We start from the raw sequence: 17,536 nt of genomic DNA, 5'->3' as shown, positions 1-17,536 counted from the left end.
AACCCCTCGCATGAAATAAATTGTTTTCATTGTATCCCAACGCTTATAAACGCCCCGTTAAGGAATGCGCCGCGGTATAAAGATTTTGTTAAGACGGCCGCGCCCCGCGCTTTCATCTTAACAAAATCTTAATGCCAGCCCCAAAATCAAAACAGCGCGGCGCGGCGCGATGTGATATACTGTGTTCATACCATACCGTATATCCCAAGGGAGGGAACCGTCTTGGAGGAACAACGCCCAAGCCCGGACGCGCTGCTCAAGCAAATAGAGACCGACCCCCGGCGCGCGCCGGGGCGGCTTAAAATATTTTTCGGCTACGCCGCCGGCGTGGGCAAGACCTACGCCATGCTGGACGCGGCGCACCAAATGAAGCGGGACGGCATCGACGTGGTGGCGGGCTATATCGAGCCGCACACCCGGCCCGAAACGCTTCGCCTGCTGGGCGGGCTGGAGCAGCTTCCGCCCCGCCTGACCGGCTATCAGGGGCTTCGCCTGCGTGAATTCGATCTGGACGGCGCGCTCGCCCGTCACCCCCAGCTGATTCTTGTCGATGAGCTGGCGCACACCAACGCGCCCGGCAGCCGTCACCGCAAGCGCTATCAGGATATTGAGGAATTGCTGCGCGCGGGGATCGACGTATACACCACGGTAAACGTGCAGCATTTGGAGAGCTTGAACGATCTGGTGTCCTCCATCACCGGCGTGGTGGTCACCGAGCGGGTGCCGGACGGCATCTTTGACGCGGCCGCGCAGGTGGAAGTGGTCGATCTGGAACCGGATGAGCTGATGCAGCGCCTCCAGCAGGGCAAGATCTACCGGGAGGAGCAGGCGCAGCAGGCGCTCCATCACTTTTTTACCCGCAAGAATCTGGACGCGCTGCGCGAGCTCGCGCTGCGCCGCACCGCCGACCGACTGGGCCGTACGGCGGAAAAATCCGGCGAACGCGCCATTGCCGACGCGGGCGAACATATCCTCATCTGCCTTTCGAGCGCGCCGTCGAACGCCAAGGTCATTCGTACCGCCGCGCGCATGGCGGAAGCCTTTCATTCCGGCTTTACCGCCCTTTTTGTGCAAACGCCGCGCACGAGCGAGCTGAAGGGCGACAACCTGCGCCGCCTGCGGCAAAACCTGAAGCTGGCCGAGGATCTGGGCGCGCGCGTCGCCACCGTATATGGGGACGACATCGCCGCGCAAATCGCGGAATACGCGCGCATATCCGGCGTATCCAAAATCGTTGTGGGCCGCACGAACAATAAGCGTCGCTTTTTCGCGGGCAAAAACCTGATCGACCGGCTGACCGAATACGCCCCCCATATGGAGGTCTACGTGATCCCGGACAGCCAGCCGCGCTTCGCCCCCGCCCCACAGGGCAAAGCGCCCGTTTTCCGCTTTTCCCCCCTTGAACTCGGCAAGTGCTTTGCCGCGATCGCGCTCTCCACGCTGATCGGCGGGGTGTTTTACGCGGCGGGGTTCCGCGAAGCGAACATTATCACGGTATATATTTTGGGCGTGTTGTTTTCCTCGGTCTGGGCGCGCGGCCGCGCCTACGGGGCGATCGCCTCGCTTTTGAGCGTGGTGGTGTTCAACTTTTTCTTTACCGAGCCGCGCTTTACCCTGCATGCGTACGACGCAAGCTACCCGATGACCTTTCTCGTCATGCTGATCGCCAGCTTCATCACCTCGACGCTCGCGGGCCGCGTCAAAACACAGGCGGAGCAGGCCGCGCAAAAGGCCTACCGCACCGAGGTGCTGCTGCAAACCAGCCAAAAGCTGCAAAAGGCCGAGGACGCGGACGCCATCCTGCTGGAGACCGCAAAGCAAATGGTCAAGCTGCTCGGCCGCACCGTGCTGTTCTACCCTGCCCGCGCGGACGACGGTCTGGGGCAGGCGCAGGTCTATTTCCCGGGTGAACCCGAGCCAGCCGAAGCCTACCTGACGGAGGAAGAGCGCGCGGTGGCCGAATGGGTGCGCCGCAACAACAAACACGCCGGGGCGACGACCGGCACCCTTCCCGGCTCCCGCTGCCTGTATCTCGCGGTGCGGGGCACGGCGCGCGTGTTCGCGGTCGCGGGCGTGGCGATGGACCGCCAGCCCGATCTCGATTCCTTCGAGCGCAATCTGCTGATCGCCATGCTGGGCGAATGCGGCCTTGCGCTGGAAAAGGACGCGCTGGGCAAGGAAAAACAGGCCGCGGAAATGCAGATGCAGCAGGAAACCCTGCGCGCCAATTTGCTGCGCGCGATCTCGCACGATCTGCGCACGCCGCTCACCAGCATATCGGGCAGCGCGGGCATTTTAATGGCCAGCGCCGACAGGCTGACCCCGGAAAAGCGCGGCCAGCTCTATACCGATATCTATGACGACGCGATGTGGCTGGTCGATCTGGTGGAAAACCTGCTTTCCGTCACCCGTATTGAAAACGGCACCATGGACATCCACGTCGAGCCCGAGCTCGTGGACGAGGTGTTCCGCGAAGCGCTCGGCCACCTCGACCGGCACGCGGCCGACCATGTGATCACCTGCGCCCTCGCGGACGACCTGCTTTTGGCGCGCATGGACGCGCGGCTGATCGTGCAGGTGGTCATCAATCTGGTCAACAACGCGATTAAATACACGCCGGTCGGGTCGCATATCACGCTGTCCGCCGAAAAACAGGGCGGCATGGTGGCCGTCCGCGTCGCGGACGACGGGCCCGGCGTGCCGGACGAAGCAAAGCCCCGCCTGTTCGATATGTTCTATACCGCCGCCGGCGGCAAGGGCGACAGCCGGCGCGGGTTAGGGCTGGGTCTTGCGCTCTGCCGCTCGATCGTGCAGGCGCACGGCGGCGAGATCACGGTCACGGACAATACGCCGCGGGGCGCGGCCTTTTCCTTTACACTCGAACAAGCGGAGGTATCATAATCCCTATGAACAAACCACAAATTCTGGTCGTCGAGGACGACGCCGCAGTCAGCAACCTGATCTGCACCACGCTGGAAACACAGGCCTACCAATACCACCTCGCCGGAACTGGCGCGGCCGCCGTGCTGGCCGCCGCTTCGTGCCGGCCGGACGTAATCATCCTTGATCTGGGCCTGCCCGATATGGACGGGGTGGATATCATCAAAAAGGTGCGTTCTTGGTCCAACGTGCCGATTATTGTGGTCTCCGCCCGCAGCGACGACCGCGACAAGGTGGAGGCGCTGGACGCGGGCGCGGACGATTATCTGGTCAAGCCCTTTTCCGTGGAAGAGCTGCTCGCCCGCCTGCGCGTCGCGCTGCGCCGCGTCCGGTTCGACGCCGAACGCACCGGCAGCGAAGCCAGCACCTATGAAAACGCCGAACTGAAAATCGACTACGCCGCGGGCTGCGTCTACGTCAGCGGACAGGAGATTCACTTAACGCCGATCGAATACCGCCTGTTGTGCCTGCTTGCCCGCAACACCGGCAAGGTGCTCACGCACAACTTTATTTTAAAGGAGATATGGGGCAACGTGCTGCCGTCGGATACGCCGTCCCTGCGCGTTTTTATGGCCACCCTGCGCAAAAAGATCGAGCCCGATCCCTCCAGCCCGCGCTATATCCAGACCCATATCGGCGTGGGCTACCGCATGCTGCGCGTGGGATAACGAAAAAAACGACCGTTTGCGCCGCGATTTAACACTTTTTTCATCTACGTCCAGCCATTTGTGCTATACTGAAAATAACGAAACGGAAAGCGAGGCACAAAATATGGCAAACCTCATCATCATCGGCGGCGGCCCGGCGGGCCTGTCCGCTTCTATTTACGCCGCGCGCGCGGGGCTCAAGCCCACGGTGCTGTATCAAGGCGGCGGTGCGCTCGAAAAAACGGACAAGATCGAAAACTACTTTGGCTTTGCCCAGCCGGTCACGGGCGCTCACCTGCTGGGCGAGGGCCGCGCGCAGGCCGAACGCCTCGGCGTAACGCTCACGGAAACCGAAGTGACCGGCGCGGAGTACGCCGAAAAGGGCTTTATTGTCAAAACCACCGGCCAACCCTACGAGGCGGACGCGATCATCCTTGCGACCGGCGCGCCGCGCGCCGCGCCCAAGATTCCCGGCATCGCCGAGCTGGAAGGGCGCGGCGTCAGCTATTGCGCCATTTGCGACGCGTTCTTTTACCGGGGCAAGTCGGTCGCGGTGCTCGGGCAGGGCGAATACGCGGTGGAAGAAGCAAAAACCCTTTTGCCGGTTGTTTCCTCTGTCACGCTTTTAACGAACGGCGCCGAGCCGCCCGCCGGACTGCCCGACGGCATTTCGGTCGAAACGCGTCCGGTCGCCCGCGTCGCGGGCGAGGACAAGGTATCAGCCATTGCATTTCAGGACGGCGCGGCGCTTGCGGCGGACGGTCTGTTCATCGCCTACGGCACCGCGGGCAGCACGGATTTCGCGCGCAAGCTCGGCGCGATGACCGAGGGCCGCTCGATCACGGTGGACGATAAGATGATGACCAACGTGCCCGGCCTTTTCGCCGCGGGCGACTGCACGGGCGGGCTGCTGCAAGTGGCAAAGGCCGTGTCGGACGGCGCGATCGCCGCGATGAGCGCGATTAAATATTTGCGTGGATAACGGTTGACAGACCGTGGTTTCTCTGCTATGATAGGCCATATTATCTTTATGGTCAAAGGAGAACCGTTCATGCATTATATTCGCATTCGATAAAACAGGACAAGAAGGACCTATTTTAAGGGTTTCTTTTGTCATGCTTTTCGATGCGAATGTACCGCCGGTATTACCGGCGCGCTTTGCTGTCGATTTTTGCAGGCAGGAGTATCCGTTTGGGTCCTCCTGCCTGTTTTTTTGTTCGCAAAGCCGCTTTCTGTCATAAGGAGAAAACACATTGAACTTAAACTGGAAACGAAAATTTCTTACCATCGTCACCGGACAGACCGTATCGCTGGTCGGCTCCTCCGCCGTACAGTTCGCGCTCATTTGGTGGATGGCGAGCGAGACCGGCTCGCCCATCCTACTCGCCTTTTCGGGCCTGATGGCCTTTTTGCCGCAGGCCCTGCTCGGCCCGTTCGCGGGCGTTTGGATCGACCGGCTGCACCGCAAGACCGTTGTCATCGCCGCCGACCTGTTTCAGGGACTGGTCGCCGTGGCCTTTGCCGTATGGTTCCTGTTCGCCACCCCACCGCACTGGACGGCCTGCGTCGTACTCGGCGTGCGCGCGCTGGGCGGCGTGTTTCACACGCCCGCGATCCAAGCGCTCATCCCCCGTCTGGTGCCCACGGACGAACTGGTGCGCGTGGGCGGCTGGCAGCAGTTTTTGCAGTCCGGCGCGTTCATGCTGGGCCCGGTGCTGGGCGCATTGATGTACGGCGCGCTGCCCCTGCCCGTCATTCTGCTGACCGATTTGCTCGGCGCGGTGGCCGCCTGCCTGACGCTGGCCTTTGTCAAAATCGAGGAGCCGCCGCAGGAGCACGGCGAAAAGCGCCATTTCGCGCACGAGCTGCGCGAGGGCTTCCGCACGCTGCTGCGCGACAAACAGCTTTGCGTGCTGCTGTTCGCGGTCACGCTGTGCATGGTATTTTTCATGCCGCTTTCCTCCTACTATCCGCTGATGACGAGCAACTACTTTCATTTGGAAGCGTTCCACGCAAGCATTGTGGAGTTCACCTTCGCGCTGGGAATGATGGCCACCTCGTTGGCCGTCGGTCTGTTCGGACATATCAAAAACAAGCTTCTGTTCGCGCACCTTGGGCTGTTCGGCATCGCGCTCACCTCGCTCATTTCCGGTCTTGTACCGCCTAATATGACCGGGTTCTGGGTGTTTGCGGTGGTCTGCCTGTTCATGGGCGGCAGCGGCAATTTCTACGGCATCCCCACCATCGCCTACATGCAGGAAAGTATTCCCGGCGAGGCGCAGGGCCGCGTGTTCTCGCTGATGGGCAGCATGATGTCGCTCTCCATGCCGGTCGGCCTGCTGGTTTCCGGCCCGATCAGCGAGGCCTACGGCGTTCCGCTGTGGTTCCTGATCTCCGGCGTGGCCATGTTTGTCATTACTTTGGTCAGCCTGCTGATCATCCGAAAATTGCATTAAAAAGCAGCGCTCTGGCTTCTCTGTCAAAGGAGATGCCCGGGCGCTGCTTTTTCTCTCTTGACAAACCCGGCGGAAGCGTCTATTATAATTAGTAAATTAGTAATTTAGTAAATTTAAAAGAGAGGAGGCGTATCCACTTGGAAGGCTCGCCCCGCATGATCAATATCATTAAATTTGTCAACGCCCGGCGGCAGGTCATTTTCATCCCGTCGAAAAACCGCGTCAAGCTGCCCGTACTGCAATATCTGGCGGCAAAGACCGAGCCGGAACGCGATTACACCGAACGCGAGGTCACCGCGCTTTTGAGCGGCTGGCTTTCCGGGCCCGACCCGGATGTAGCGCGCCGCCTGCTGATCGACGAAGGTCTGCTTGCCCGCACGATAGACGGCGCGCGGTATTGGCGCCGTCCCTTTGACGAAAACTGGAGCATCCACTGAAAGGAGGTATGTTTATGGAGAAGCAAGACCGCCGCGACGCAATCGCGGCGTACAAGGCGAGAAAGAACGAGGGCGGCGTGTTCTGTATCCGCAATACTGTGACCGGCCGCGCCCTGCTCAACTGGGCGGTCGATCTGAAAGGCAGCGAAAACCGTTTTGCCTTTGCGCAGATGACCGATCTGTGCGCCGACAACGCGCTTCGGGACGATTGGAAGCAATACGGCTGCAAAGCCTTTGCGTTCGAGGTGCTCGAATCGATCAAGCAGAAGGAAACGCAGACCGATAAAGAGTTTCGTGACGATGTACAGACTCTTTACGCCCTATGGCAGGAAAAACTGGCGGGTCAGGAGCTGTATTAGGGCGAATGCCTGTCCCGAACAGCGGTGCTCCCCTGCCTCTGTAATGTCCACAATAAATAAAGAGCATTCCCCACTTAGGAGTACGCTCGTAAAGAAGTTTTTCACTCTAGGGAAACGGCGTGATGTGCTACGGCATATCACGCCGTTTCTCTTTTTGCAATTTCGCAAGAAAGCTCGATTTCGCCTACGAAGTTATAGTGGATGTGAACTTGCTGGGTGCGGTGGCCGCTGGATTTGCCGAGGGCGTGAACCACGATTTTTTCCACGAACTCATGGAGAATATCGGGCGTTAAGGTTTCCGGCTCTATGTAGCTGTGGACGATTTTGAGGAAGCTTTTTACGTTCAAGTTCTGCCGTTCGATTCCCTCAACGTTTTTCCGTTGGTCGGCGGTGCTGGCTTCCAGCGTTTTCTGCTCCTGCCACTAGTCTGCGGTCATTTTGACAAAGCGTTCATTGGTTGACAATGGGGACAAAATACGCTGCTGCGTCCCGCTATCACCGTTTTGCGAAGTGTTGTGCCGCACATAGGGCATGGTTCACCCTCGCGTCCGTACACGCGGAGAAAAGCGGTATTTCGATAATCCTGTCCTGTACCCTGCAAGAATTCCTCCGGCGTTACGGCGCTTTTTTCAATAAAATAGTTTAGAACTTTCGGGATTTCTTCCGCCAGTCGCTTCCATTCGTCGTCTGTCAGGCTGTTGGCCGTACGGCTCGGATGTACCTGTGCTGAAAATAGAATTTCGTCTGAATAGATGTTTCCAATTCCAGCGATACTTTTTTGGTCAAGCAAACATTCTTTAACGGGCCTTTTTCGTCTGTAAAAGCTTGTTTTCAAATATGCGGCGGTAAGACTACTTTCCAGTGGCTCTACGCCCAGAGAGCCTGCACCGCTGTATGTATCTGCCTCGTCCCTTTCCAGAAGCCAGAAACGACCAAAACGGCGGGGGTCGGAAAAGCGGAGCTCTTTCCCGTTGTCCAACTGAAACATGACATGGGTGTGCTTTTTCATCGGATTGTCGGGCGGTACGAGCAGCAGACATCCGGTCATACGCAGATGGAGCGAAAGAGAGTCGCCGCTCACCAGTAGAACGGTCAAAAATTTCCCCCGCCGTGTCATATTATGAATTTTCTGTCCGGTCAGCTGCCTGCAAAATTTATCCGCGTCCGGGTGGGCTACGACTTCGGGCCGTGTGACCGATACAGTCTGGATCACCGCGCCTTGAATTTGCGGTAAAAGGACACGTCGAATGATTTCAACTTCGGGCAGTTCCGGCATGGCTGTCACCATCCTTTCGCGCAAATTTTTTGATCTGCTCGTGGTAGAAGAAATTGACGATGATGGGAGGTTCCTCAAAGGGGCGCGCCATGCTGTCATCGTTGGTCACATAGTCAAGTCCGATTTCTGCGGCCCAGTCGTTCAGCTCTGTGTCCAGCAGTTCCCAATAGCGGCGGTCTTTTTTGTTGTAGATTTCTTGATACAACGGCAACAGGCCGGCGTATTTCTCTTGAATGTAGTCCATGATAACGGTTTTATATCCGCCCCGCAGATTGAGGTTTTTCCAGCCATATTAAATTGCAGTGGGCCTTTGCCCGCTGAATGATGGCTTTCACATCGGTAATGCCGGGAAAGATGGGCGAGATAAAGCAGGTGGTTCGGACGCCCGCCCTGTGAAATTCCTCCATCGCCGCCAGCCGCCGCTCAATGGAAACGGCTTGGTCCATATCGGCCCGGAAGTCCTCGTCCAGCGTGTTGATAGACCAGGATACGCGGGCGCCGGAGAAAGACCGAATCAACTTCAGGTCGCGCAGGATCAAATCGGATTTGGTGGCAATGCTGATTTTGCAGCCGCTTCCGCATAGCTGCTCCAATAGCGCCTTTGTGCGGCCGTAGATTTCTTCCAACGGCTGATAGGGGTCGGTAACGGAGCCGATAAACAATTCCTTACCGGCGTACCGCTCCGGGCGTTTGATTCCCGGCCAATGCTTCACGTCCACGAAGTTCCCCCACTGCTCTCCGTGGCCGGTAAACCGCTTCACAAAAGAGGCATAGCAGTATTTACAGGCGTGGGCGCAGCCCACATAGGGGTTCACTGAGTATTCGCAGACCGGGAGATTGGATTTTGACAGGACGCTTTTGACTTCGATTTCTCGAATCAGAGGAGAATCCATATTTACCACACTCCCATATGTAGATGTCCGTCCGGGTCGGTGAGGTGCTGCTCTAAAACCAGTTCGTCCGCTTTCGGATGACCGATTCCGATGAAGCAGGGCGTCATCCAACCCTTTGGCACATCGAGCTGCCCTAACACAATGTCATGCTCCTTGTTGAGCGGAATACGCAGAGAGTAGCCCAGCCCCTCGTTGATGACGGCCAACATCATATTTTCAGCCACGCACCATGCGGTGGTGAGTGGGTTTAATTTGCTGACCCACTCGCCGTTGAGCTTCGCGCACCGAAAAAGGGGGATGACCACATAGGGGCAATCCACCAACATGGTATATTGCCGGGGCATGGCATAAGAGTACATCTTCTGCGCCAGATTCAGCTTTTTGTTTTCGTAACGGCTCAAGTCAAATTTGTCTGCGATGTACTTGGCATAACCGAAGGCATTTTCTTTTTCTTCTCTCGTATGGAGCACGATAAACTGCCATTTACGGTAGTGATCCCATGAGGGGGCTTTCATGCCCGCCTCGATGATTCGCTTAATCGCCTCAAACGCAACCGGCTCGTCGGTCCACTCCCGGCTGGTTCTTCTCTTGTCAACGACCTCGTTAAATTCCATTTTTCCTCCGTATTTACCACTGGTTCCAGCGGACTTTGTTTTCTACCGTTGCATTGACCTGTGAGGGCACTTTGGCGTCAGGACTTGCGTATCCAAGAATCACCAATGTGGGAAGATACCAGCCATCCGGGATATGCAGTAGCTCTTTGATTTTCTCCGGCTCTTTCTTGACCGGAATATGGACAACAGATCCCAATTCCTCAGCGGTTGCAGCGAGAAGTATGTTTTCCACCAACGCCCATGTCGCGCCGTAGTCCATCAGACCGTAACCATTTTTATCTTCGGTCATCGGGTACTTTTGTTTGAAATACGGCAAAATCACACACGCGGATTCTTCAACCATACTGCTCTGGCGGGGATAGGCGATCTTGAACATTTCCTGCTGCGGGGTTTTCGGCTCCTGAATACGGCAGGGGTAGGGGCGAATGAGTTTCGCCAGCTCTTTAATCATGGCTTTATCGGTAAGCGTTACCAGCTCCCATCTTCTCTGATGATTGGAGGAGGGGGCTTTTCAGGCCGGCGTCTAAAATCCGCTCCAATACCTCTCTTGGAATTTCGCGCTCCTCAAATTGACGAATACTTCTTCTCCTGTTGACTACCTTATAAAATTCCATTTTTATTCCTCCGTTTCTTGATTGACCAGTTTGGTAAGGTTTTTTGTAAATGTTCTGGACAGGTCAATCAGTTGTTTTTGCTCTTCCTCTGTAAACATAGACATTGCCGTGTCCTCCGCCCATGTGATATGACGGACAACCTTTTCGCAATATACCCGGCCCGCCGCTGTCATTTGAACAATTTTGTTCCGCTTATTTTCCGGTGCTTCGGTAACGGTGACATAGTTTTCTGCCAGAAGATTTTTAATAATTAAGTTCACGGTCTGTTTAGACTGAAATGTTCTCTGGCATATTTCCGACTGCGTCATGCCGCCTTTTTCATAAAAGCTGTCATAAAAGAGAACGTTGACTACCAGCAGTGTTTTCATCAACATCCCATGACGTTTTGCATATTCGTCATATAGCGCAAACTGTTCATCCCTGAATTTGCAGTACAGATATGCGTTTCTCTTATCGTCTCTTGTCATAATCCGCCACCCTCGGTCCATTTATTTACGGTCAATTTATTGACTAAATAAAGTATAGCAGACAAAAGAAATAAAAGCAATGGATTTTAGAAATAAGTATACTAATCCTATATCCTAGTGACAAGTCGCTTAGAGGAGGCAATGCCTGCGAGGAATCGGGCGATTGTAGATTAAGGTACATCCCCGCTGTTATAGAGGCAGGCAAGCGCTATCTCTACGCTCATACGGGCTTTCCTTGGATGGGAACGAAAAAAGGCGCTATCCTGCCGGATAGTGCCTTTTCTCTGCGTGTTTGGTTTTGGAAGATGTCCTTTCGCTTAGAGGTGACTGCTGATAAAATTAGTGTTTTCAAAGGGGATAGCTCGCTTCTTTAGCAGTACACTCCTTTGGGCAATGTTCTTTTTTATTCTTATAGCAGCGCCAGAATGCTGTCCTTCGGGACCGCGCCGACGCTCTTGTTTGCGATCTGTCCATCCTTCATGACGATCAGCGTCGGTATGCTCATCACGCCGAACTGCTGCGCCAGATCCATTTGCTCGTCAATGTTGATCTTGCCGACCTTGATATCGCCGCGCTCCTCCGCGATCTCGTCCACAATCGGCGAAACCATGCGGCAGGGGCCGCACCAAGTAGCCCAGAAGTCCAGCAGCACCGGCTTGTCGGACTGCATGACCTCGCTGTCGAAATTATCCTTGGTGATCGTAAGAACTGCCATGATGATTCTCTCCTTTTTTGTCGTTAGTTTGTCCGTTTTCTTACTTTTTACGCATAAATCTCGTAATAAAAGCCGTATTGCTGCAATACGCCCGCAAAGCCCTTGTATCGCTTCATCGGAAAGCCCTTTGGATAGTGCCGGTCCAGCATGTCCCGAATATGGGTGTCGATCGGAAAGGCATCGATATGGTGCAGGGCGAACAGGCAAATGCATTCCGCCACCTTAACGCCTACGCCGGTCAGGCGCATCAGTTCGGCCTTCGCCTCTTCATAAGGCAGCGCGGCAACGCGGTCTAGATCGACCTCGCCGCAGGCGATCTGTCTGGAAGCGGCGGCAATGTATCTTGCACGGTAACCCAGACGGCAGGGCGCAAGCTCCTCCGCCGTGACCGCGGCAAGCGCTTGCGGCGTGGGAAAGGCATTGTATACCTCTTTGCTCTTATTATAGCAGGTTTCGCCAAAAAGCAAAGAGATATTTTCGACACATTTTTTGATGCGGTTTATGTTATTTTGCTGCGAAATGATGAAACAAATGATAGTTTCAAATAACTCCTGCCGCAAAATACGGATGCCGCCGCCCACCTGTATGGCGCTTTGCAGGTACTTGTCCCGCGGGCTGACCGCGCGTTTGAACGCGCCGTAATCGGTATCCAGATCAAAATAGGGCCGCCATACCGCCTCCCATTCGTCCTCCTCGCAGTCGCAGTACAGGGCGTCGCCCCGCTGCCACAGCTCTATGTACCGCCCGGAGGCGATCAGGGAGAAGCGTCCCTCCCCTATATCGTTCATGCGAAAGCACTGGCCCGATCGCGCAATCTGTCCCAGATCCAGATCCGTAACGTTCCGCTCGATCATCGGCTCATCGCCTCATGCTCTTCGGCCAGCTCCTCGTAAAGCTGGTGCAGCAGCCATGCGCAGTTGGTCTCGGTCACGACCGCCTTGTATGGCACGGAAACGCCTGTTTTTTTCATTTCACGCAGCAATATCTCTAGGCGCTTATCGTCAAATCCGTCCAGAACGAGCAGAGGTTCGGCCAGCGCCGGATTTTTCAGGCTCCGCGCGCCCCTCAAAGCCCTTGCGGCCCAACAGAAAACCGACCGTTTGCCCGGTCTCCCCCGCTCCGACGTTTTTAATGCGCACGCCCAGACGAACCAGCACGCCCTTGAGCGCTTCCGCCCGCGCCTTGTCGCCGGGCTCGTAATATAAAACCGTCTCTCTCATATATGGCGTCACTCCTCTGCCAGTGTGTTGTTTTTCATTATATCACCGCGGCGGGTAAACGAGAGATATCGGGATTCCGATAGGCGCCGCTGATGGTATAATTGCTGCTTTACGGCTATTATACCACAGCGGCAAGCATTTTCGAAGTGTTAAAATACACTTATGCGCCGCTGGTGGTATAATTAATTTAATCCGGGTATAATAGCCGTTTTGCGGCTATTATACCACAGCAAGGGTCAAATCAAAAGCTGGAATAATGATGCAAGCCCGATCAGCCGTTTGACAGGCGCATAGCCGTGTATTACAATGATAAAAAATGCGACGAATTCGCAAAGGAGAATCAACCTATTATGACCCTTCAAATCATTGACCGGGATTTTTCCGTGTGTAAGCTGGACGATCCCTCGCTCATCGATCTCACCGGCGGTTTTTGCTTTATCGGCAAAACGGACGAGGAGCTTTCTCTGGTATGCGAAACCCAGCGCGTGCCCGCGCGGACGACTGCCTGCGAGCACGGCTGGAAAGCGTTTCGCATCGAGGGCGAGCTGGATTTTTCGCTGATCGGAATTTTGTCCAAGCTCTCCGCCCTGCTGGCCGAAGAGGGCATCGGTATTTTTGCGATCTCTACCTTTAATACCGACTATATCCTGACCAAGGCGGAAAACTTCGACCGCGCAATCGCCGTCTTAAGGCAAAACGGCTATGCGGTCAGCGAAGCGCCGCCCGCTTGCCGTTAAGATCAAACCGTTCTGTTTAGCTTGACGACGGCCACGGTCGCGGCGCCGTCGCTGCCGCTCGCATTGCTGTTGTAGGTGAGCGAAAAGCGCGTTTCTTCCGGCACATTGATAATGATCGCATTGGAACCATAGGCGCTGGACACCGGCGAACCGGTTTTGAAGTAGATCCCGTATTCAATGTGCGATCTGCCGCTGTAAAACGGCGTGATCTGCATATACCCTGCTTCCCTTAAAATGATGGATACATGGTACGAAAGCAAATAATAGCCCGGCGCAAGCGTAATTCGTGTGGTATCGGTCAAAACGATCTGCCCGGTGGGATCGGCGGTGACGGTACCCAACGGAATTTGGGTCGCGTCGGCAAACGCTACGCCAAACGTGGCGAAGGATGCGAAAACATCCTCCGGCGCGGCGCCGGTAGCGCCCGTTGCCCCGGTCGGTCCCGCTGGGCCGGTGGCCCCGTCCAAACCGGCCGGACCCGCTTCTCCGGTCGCTCCCGCAGCCCCTTGGGGGCCGGTGGCCCCGGTTGGCCCCGTGGCGCCTGTTGGGCCGGTGGCCCCGGTCATTCCTGTGGCGCCGGTTGGGCCGGCCACGCCCGTAGCGCCTTGGCTTCCGGCCGCGCCGGTGGCCCCGGTGGCCCCGGTCGGACCTGTCGCACCGGTTACGCCCCGGATACCTGAGACGCCTGTAGCGCCCGTGGGGCCGATCGGTCCGGGAAACCCCATTGCGCCGGTCGCGCCTCGCGGGCCGGTCGCACCGGTGGCGCCGCGCATACCGTTCATTCCGGCCGGGCCGGTCGGGCCGGTCGCACCTGTTGCGCCGGTCGCGCCGGCCGGCCCTGTGGGGCCGGTTCTCCCCGTCGCGCCGGTCGCGCCGGTTGGCCCTGTCGGCCCGGTATGGCCGGGCGGACACGGCGGCGGGCAAGGCGGCTCGGCATGCTCACAGCCGCAGTCGCGGCGCAACGCGTCCATCCAGTCGTTCAGCGATCCGCCGCAGTCTTTATCGTTTATGGATTCAAACATTCCATCCATCCTTTCCAAAGCCGATCGGCCGCAATGCCGACCGGCTCAATTCATCCTATTCATCCCGCCCTGCCCCTGCGCATCATTACGGCCGTTAAAAAGCCTTCGACGCAATGCGCCGAAGGCTTTTTTACTGTTCCATACACCCGGTGAGCGTTTACTTGGTCAATATCTCCGCCTTGCAGGTGGATACAAACGTGGGGTCGCTGTTATTCGGGCCGACCAAAACGACGACGCCGTACTCGTTTTTCAGCACCGTGCCTTGACCGACGGTCTGCCCGCCCGCGTTGATGTCAACGCCCGCCGTGCCAACCGGCAGATAAGCGCGCACAGCCGCTTCACAGTCCGCCGCGCAGCCGGTCGGCGTGGGCGTCGGCGTGGGCAGGTAGGTGATCGCGTTGTTGTAGGTGCTGCTGGTCAACCGTACGGACGCGATCCTGCAAATAGAAAGCGCTTCCTGCGGCACGCCCTGCGCGTTGACGAGTTGGAACAGGCCAGCGTTGGGGTTCGTGTTCGGCGCGGGCAGCAGACTGCCCGGGCGGCCGCTGGCATTATTGCCGCTCTCCATCGCAACGACGATATTGGTCGTGGGATACAACTGAATGATCTGGCGCAGCAGGTTTCTCATTTGCGCGACACAGGCGCATGCCGCGGCGTCTCCGGCAGGGCCGGTGGCGCCTGTTGCGCCGGTGGCGCCAGTCGCGCCGGTGGCGCCCGTTGCTCCTGTCGCTCCGGTTGCTCCGGTTGCTCCTGTCGAGCCGGTCGGGCCGCTTGGGCCGGTCGCACCGGTCGCACCGGTCGGACCGCTTGGGCCGGTTGCACCGGTTGCGCCGGTCGCACCGCTTGGGCCGGTTGCACCGGTCGGTCCACTGGGGCCTGTCGCTCCGGTCGGGCCGGTCGGGCACGGTCGCGGGCAGGGCGGCGGGCAGGGCGGCTTGGGACCGTCGCAGCCGCAGCCGCAACCCCTTTTCAGCTCATTCATCAGGCTGTTCAGCGGATCGTCGCAGCCGTTATAATCCATAGGGTCATGCATGCCATTCATCCTTTCTCTCAGCGCCGGCACGGCCACAGCCGGCCGGCTATTTTCATCTTATTCCGCGAGACCGCCCGTTGCTCGTGTCAAAGTTAACGGCTGACAGAATCGGAGTTTTTGGTGTGCCACCAAACATCACTGAAGCGAAACCGTATCGTGCTTATGCTCAGCTAGCGTCACCCAGCCGGATCACCGTCAGCGCTGCTTCTTCAAAAGTAAAGCCCGCCGAATCCGCCACCACCTGTATGGTGGAAGGAACCCCCTCCGCGCGGAAGGGTACATCGAACGACATGGTAGCCGTTTCTCCGGTCGCGGTAAAGGTATGCCGCGCCGAAGCGCCTGCCACCGGCGCGCCGTTTTGATACAGACGCACCACCAGCGTTGACGGGATCGGCGTGCCGGGGTCCACCGAGACGGTCGCGTGGAAGGTGGCCTGATAAATACCGTCCCGGTTGATCATGACATCGGTCGACCCTGCCGAATGCGTGATCGCCGTGCCGGACACCAGCGGCGTGTCGTTGAAGGTCAGCGCGTTTCCGGCCGCGCTCGGCTGGTTTGTCTGGTCTACGGTCGCAAGCACCTCGGGAGTGCCGCCCCCGCCCGGCTCGCCGCGCGGAATCACGAAATCAAAGATCGCGTCTTCATCCGTGCCGACATTGGTCACCTCGGCGGGTGTGCCGGGGTCGCCTGTTGTCACCGTGCCGATCCGTATTGTTGCTGCCGCACCTGTCGGGCCGGTCTCGCCGGTTTCACCGGTCGGACCCATGGGACCCTCGGGACCCATTTCGCCCTGCGGTCCGGGTTCGCCGGGTTCCCCGGTCGCACCGGTGGGACCTATTTCACCAGTTGCCCCGGTTGCGCCGGTCGCACCAGCCTCGCCCGTGGGGCCGGTCGGACCTGCGGCGCCTTCCGCGCCGGTCGCGCCTGTTTCACCGGTTGCGCCGGTGGGGCCGGTCGCACCCAGCTCACCGGTTGCGCCGGTCGGACCTGCTGGGCCAACGGCGCCGGTTGCGCCGGTTGCGCCGGTCGCCCCGGTGGCACCGGTGGCGCCGGTAGCGCCGGTAACGCCGGTGGCGCCCGCCGCACCTGTCGGGCCGGTCGGGCCGACGGGACCGATGAGACCGGTTGCTCCCGTGGCGCCGGTGGGGCCAGTTGCGCCTTGTTCACCCGCTATGCCCTGAATTCCCTGCGGGCCGCGTTCTCCTTGCACGCCCTGCGGGCCTTGGTCGCCCTGCACGCCCTGCGGACCGGTCGCGCCGGTCGCGCCTACGGCGCCGGTTGCTCCGGTCGCGCCGCGCGGAATATGGAACTCCAATACATGGTCCGGGCCGCCGGTTACATCGACCACATCGGCAGGTTCATCGGGTTCCCCGGTCGTGGTGCCGCGTATCGTGATGGTTTCCGCTATGCCGGTCGCACCGGTAAAGCCTCTTGGCCCAGTCGGTCCGGTGGCGCCGGTCGCACCGGTCGCGCCGGTGGCGCCGGTCGCACCCGTCATGCCGGTCGCGCCTGCTGCACCGGTATCGCCCTTGGGGCCGGTCGGGCCGGTAGGGCCGGTCGCGCCGGTCATACTGGCTGAACCCGGGGTGCCTGTCGCGCCTGTCGCGCCGGTCATGCCCGTGGCTCCGGTCGCGCCTGTCGCACCGGTGGCGCCTGTCGCGCCCGCTGCACCGGTGTCGCCCTTGGGGCCTTCAGGACCCATCGGGCCTCTCGGGCCCTGCATGCCGGGGTCGCCCTTCGGACCTTCCGGTCCCATCGGGCCCATTGGGCCGGGCATACCGGCGGGCCCCATCGGTCCGCGCTCGCCGCGCCAGCCGCGCGGCCCTGTCGGCCCTGTGGGGCCGGGCGGGCAGGACGGCGGACAGGGTGAAGGATGCTGGCCGCAGCCACAGCCACACTCGCTGCGCACCTCGTCTATCCAACCGTCGCAGTAATTATGATTCATTCGATCGTTCATGCAATTCATCCTTTCCAAACGCCGGCGCGGCTTTCACCACCCGGCTGATTCATACTATTCGGCGCGTATGCCGAATGCCCACTTCCGGTGCGCTGTTTTAGCCAAAAATTATAAAAAGAGGTCTCCGAAGTTTTGCTCCGAAGACCTCT

General features: G+C 58.5%; 19 protein-coding genes and 2 pseudogenes. 7 read left to right on the top strand and 14 right to left on the bottom strand.

Annotation, left to right across the window (positions count from 1 at the left end):
- Positions 1-222: 222 nt before the first annotated feature.
- From RWV98_RS08140 to RWV98_RS08115, 6 genes are all read left to right on the top strand, one after another.
- Complete coding sequence (locus tag RWV98_RS08140) at positions 223-2,901, top strand: sensor histidine kinase KdpD (protein WP_317865131.1); 2,679 nt, start codon at positions 223-225, stop codon at positions 2,899-2,901.
- 5 nt (positions 2,902-2,906) lie between these two features.
- The gene (locus RWV98_RS08135) at positions 2,907-3,608 is read left to right on the top strand and encodes a response regulator (protein WP_280963635.1); all 702 of its coding nucleotides are present in this window, start codon (positions 2,907-2,909) and stop codon (positions 3,606-3,608) included.
- A 103-nt stretch (positions 3,609-3,711) separates the two neighbouring features.
- On the top strand, positions 3,712-4,569 hold the full coding sequence (locus RWV98_RS08130) for an NAD(P)/FAD-dependent oxidoreductase (RefSeq protein WP_317865129.1): 858 nt from the start codon (positions 3,712-3,714) through the stop codon (positions 4,567-4,569).
- 271 nt (positions 4,570-4,840) lie between these two features.
- Positions 4,841-6,043, top strand: coding sequence for an MFS transporter (locus RWV98_RS08125; protein WP_317865127.1), 1,203 nt, complete (start codon positions 4,841-4,843; stop codon positions 6,041-6,043).
- A gap of 137 nt (positions 6,044-6,180) precedes the next feature.
- Positions 6,181-6,480, top strand: a complete 300-nt coding sequence (locus RWV98_RS08120; RefSeq protein WP_317865125.1) for a DUF2087 domain-containing protein — start codon at positions 6,181-6,183, stop codon at positions 6,478-6,480.
- 14 nt (positions 6,481-6,494) lie between these two features.
- Positions 6,495-6,839, top strand: coding sequence for a GIY-YIG nuclease family protein (locus RWV98_RS08115; RefSeq protein ID WP_317865123.1), 345 nt, complete (start codon positions 6,495-6,497; stop codon positions 6,837-6,839).
- A 137-nt stretch (positions 6,840-6,976) separates the two neighbouring features.
- Here RWV98_RS08115 and RWV98_RS08110 read toward each other — a convergent pair whose 3' ends face one another.
- The 11 genes and pseudogenes from RWV98_RS08110 to RWV98_RS08060 form a co-directional block, all read right to left on the bottom strand.
- Positions 6,977-7,201, bottom strand: coding sequence for a DUF4368 domain-containing protein (locus RWV98_RS08110; RefSeq protein ID WP_317865725.1), 225 nt, complete (start codon positions 7,199-7,201; stop codon positions 6,977-6,979).
- Between the two features lie 71 nt (positions 7,202-7,272).
- Positions 7,273-8,115, bottom strand: a complete 843-nt coding sequence (mutM, locus tag RWV98_RS08105) for a bifunctional DNA-formamidopyrimidine glycosylase/DNA-(apurinic or apyrimidinic site) lyase (protein WP_317865121.1) — start codon at positions 8,113-8,115, stop codon at positions 7,273-7,275.
- Positions 8,093-9,008, bottom strand: a pseudogene (locus RWV98_RS08100) (radical SAM mobile pair protein B). Before RWV98_RS08100 ends, mutM begins: the two are co-directional and overlap by 23 nt.
- Positions 9,009-9,010: 2 nt before the next feature.
- On the bottom strand, positions 9,011-9,622 hold the full coding sequence (locus tag RWV98_RS08095; protein WP_317865119.1) for a nitroreductase family protein: 612 nt from the start codon (positions 9,620-9,622) through the stop codon (positions 9,011-9,013).
- 13 nt (positions 9,623-9,635) lie between these two features.
- Positions 9,636-10,073, bottom strand: a complete 438-nt coding sequence (locus RWV98_RS08090) for a nitroreductase family protein (protein ID WP_317865117.1) — start codon at positions 10,071-10,073, stop codon at positions 9,636-9,638.
- Between the two features lie 4 nt (positions 10,074-10,077).
- Positions 10,078-10,236 carry a nitroreductase family protein gene (locus RWV98_RS08085; RefSeq protein ID WP_317865115.1) on the bottom strand — a complete coding sequence of 53 codons (159 nt, stop codon included), beginning with the start codon at positions 10,234-10,236 and terminating at the stop codon, positions 10,078-10,080.
- Between the two features lie 2 nt (positions 10,237-10,238).
- Positions 10,239-10,703, bottom strand: a complete 465-nt coding sequence (locus tag RWV98_RS08080; protein WP_317865113.1) for a MarR family winged helix-turn-helix transcriptional regulator — start codon at positions 10,701-10,703, stop codon at positions 10,239-10,241.
- A 409-nt stretch (positions 10,704-11,112) separates the two neighbouring features.
- Complete coding sequence (trxA, locus tag RWV98_RS08075) at positions 11,113-11,418, bottom strand: thioredoxin (protein ID WP_317865111.1); 306 nt, start codon at positions 11,416-11,418, stop codon at positions 11,113-11,115.
- Between the two features lie 47 nt (positions 11,419-11,465).
- Positions 11,466-12,272 carry a DNA-3-methyladenine glycosylase family protein gene (locus RWV98_RS08070; RefSeq protein WP_317865109.1) on the bottom strand — a complete coding sequence of 269 codons (807 nt, stop codon included), beginning with the start codon at positions 12,270-12,272 and terminating at the stop codon, positions 11,466-11,468.
- Positions 12,269-12,388 (bottom strand): DUF3783 domain-containing protein, encoded by a 120-nt coding sequence (locus RWV98_RS08065; RefSeq protein ID WP_317865107.1) that lies wholly within the window; start codon positions 12,386-12,388, stop codon positions 12,269-12,271. The genes RWV98_RS08070 and RWV98_RS08065 overlap by 4 nt, the downstream gene beginning before the upstream one ends.
- A gap of 31 nt (positions 12,389-12,419) precedes the next feature.
- A complete protein-coding gene (locus tag RWV98_RS08060; protein ID WP_317865105.1) occupies positions 12,420-12,638 on the bottom strand; it encodes a hypothetical protein in 219 nt (72 codons plus the stop codon).
- A gap of 350 nt (positions 12,639-12,988) precedes the next feature.
- On the opposite strand from RWV98_RS08060, the gene RWV98_RS08055 reads away from it, so the two are divergent.
- Positions 12,989-13,375 carry an ACT domain-containing protein gene (locus RWV98_RS08055; RefSeq protein WP_280963648.1) on the top strand — a complete coding sequence of 129 codons (387 nt, stop codon included), beginning with the start codon at positions 12,989-12,991 and terminating at the stop codon, positions 13,373-13,375.
- Between the two features lie 413 nt (positions 13,376-13,788).
- Here RWV98_RS08055 and RWV98_RS19425 read toward each other — a convergent pair.
- The 3 genes and pseudogenes from RWV98_RS19425 to RWV98_RS08040 form a co-directional block, all read right to left on the bottom strand.
- A pseudogene (locus RWV98_RS19425) lies at positions 13,789-14,337 on the bottom strand (hypothetical protein); the annotation flags it as partial.
- A 217-nt stretch (positions 14,338-14,554) separates the two neighbouring features.
- On the bottom strand, positions 14,555-15,430 hold the full coding sequence (locus RWV98_RS08045; RefSeq protein ID WP_317865100.1) for a collagen-like protein: 876 nt from the start codon (positions 15,428-15,430) through the stop codon (positions 14,555-14,557).
- A gap of 166 nt (positions 15,431-15,596) precedes the next feature.
- Positions 15,597-17,387, bottom strand: a complete 1,791-nt coding sequence (locus tag RWV98_RS08040; RefSeq protein ID WP_317865098.1) for a collagen-like protein — start codon at positions 17,385-17,387, stop codon at positions 15,597-15,599.
- Between the last annotated feature and the right edge of the window lie 149 nt (positions 17,388-17,536).

This window comes from Agathobaculum sp. NTUH-O15-33 (genome assembly GCF_033193315.1).
Lineage (GTDB): Bacteria > Bacillota > Clostridia > Oscillospirales > Butyricicoccaceae > Agathobaculum > Agathobaculum faecihominis_A.
The sequence above is the reverse complement of the archived record's forward strand: the minus strand, read 5'-3'. Positions and strand labels throughout refer to the sequence as shown.

Coding starts and splice junctions, on each gene's coding strand:
- RWV98_RS08135 (WP_280963635.1), top strand. CDS start 2,907: ATGAACAAACCACAAATTCTGGTCGTCGAGGACGACGCCGCAGTCAGC.
- RWV98_RS08130 (WP_317865129.1), top strand. CDS start 3,712: ATGGCAAACCTCATCATCATCGGCGGCGGCCCGGCGGGCCTGTCCGCT.
- RWV98_RS08115 (WP_317865123.1), top strand. CDS start 6,495: ATGGAGAAGCAAGACCGCCGCGACGCAATCGCGGCGTACAAGGCGAGA.
- mutM (WP_317865121.1), bottom strand. CDS start 8,115: ATGCCGGAACTGCCCGAAGTTGAAATCATTCGACGTGTCCTTTTACCG.
- RWV98_RS08095 (WP_317865119.1), bottom strand. CDS start 9,622: ATGGAATTTAACGAGGTCGTTGACAAGAGAAGAACCAGCCGGGAGTGG.
- RWV98_RS08090 (WP_317865117.1), bottom strand. CDS start 10,073: ATGATTAAAGAGCTGGCGAAACTCATTCGCCCCTACCCCTGCCGTATT.
- RWV98_RS08085 (WP_317865115.1), bottom strand. CDS start 10,236: ATGGAATTTTATAAGGTAGTCAACAGGAGAAGAAGTATTCGTCAATTT.
- RWV98_RS08080 (WP_317865113.1), bottom strand. CDS start 10,703: ATGACAAGAGACGATAAGAGAAACGCATATCTGTACTGCAAATTCAGG.
- trxA (WP_317865111.1), bottom strand. CDS start 11,418: ATGGCAGTTCTTACGATCACCAAGGATAATTTCGACAGCGAGGTCATG.
- RWV98_RS08070 (WP_317865109.1), bottom strand. CDS start 12,272: ATGATCGAGCGGAACGTTACGGATCTGGATCTGGGACAGATTGCGCGA.
- RWV98_RS08065 (WP_317865107.1), bottom strand. CDS start 12,388: ATGAAAAAAACAGGCGTTTCCGTGCCATACAAGGCGGTCGTGACCGAG.
- RWV98_RS08060 (WP_317865105.1), bottom strand. CDS start 12,638: ATGAGAGAGACGGTTTTATATTACGAGCCCGGCGACAAGGCGCGGGCG.
- RWV98_RS08055 (WP_280963648.1), top strand. CDS start 12,989: ATGACCCTTCAAATCATTGACCGGGATTTTTCCGTGTGTAAGCTGGAC.
- RWV98_RS08045 (WP_317865100.1), bottom strand. CDS start 15,430: ATGCATGACCCTATGGATTATAACGGCTGCGACGATCCGCTGAACAGC.
- RWV98_RS08040 (WP_317865098.1), bottom strand. CDS start 17,387: ATGAACGATCGAATGAATCATAATTACTGCGACGGTTGGATAGACGAG.